Annotated in this window: 1 protein-coding gene; it reads right to left on the reverse strand. The window is 33.4% G+C overall.

What is annotated here, in order from left to right; translation table 11 throughout:
* Positions 1-437 (reverse strand): hypothetical protein (locus HMPREF2701_RS00140; protein ID WP_148130486.1); only part of this gene is annotated, 437 nt, incomplete at both ends.

Here is a 437-nt window from a genome sequence, read left to right on the forward strand (position 1 = left end):
ACAGTATCTAAAGTAGCCATCAATTCTGAACCCAAATAGGCTAGAACATCTCCTTCTTTTTCTTCAAAATGAATCTCAAGAACTTCTTTTGTTAGTTCTTTGGAATCAACCATTAGAAGAAACTCCTCTATATCTCTACTAATGCGGTCAGATAGATTATTCGCAACCCGATAGACATTGACTAAATTGACATCCTGATTCTGAAGACATACAAGCTCACTTAATGGTTCTAACTTCTCTTTTTCAGATTGGATGTAAAATCGAGTGGAAAGATTATAGGTTGCGACTTCTAGCACCAAGTTTTTCTCAAAATTACTTAATTGAGATAATTTACTTAGACCTGCTTGTCCAAAATTTCTTGTGTAACTTTCTAAATCTTGGTCATTATTTTCAGAACTAGCCTCTAGGAAAGAAATAATATCTTGATGAAACGAATA

Source organism: Streptococcus sp. HMSC077D04, assembly GCF_001808785.1.
GTDB lineage: Bacteria > Bacillota > Bacilli > Lactobacillales > Streptococcaceae > Streptococcus > Streptococcus mitis_BX.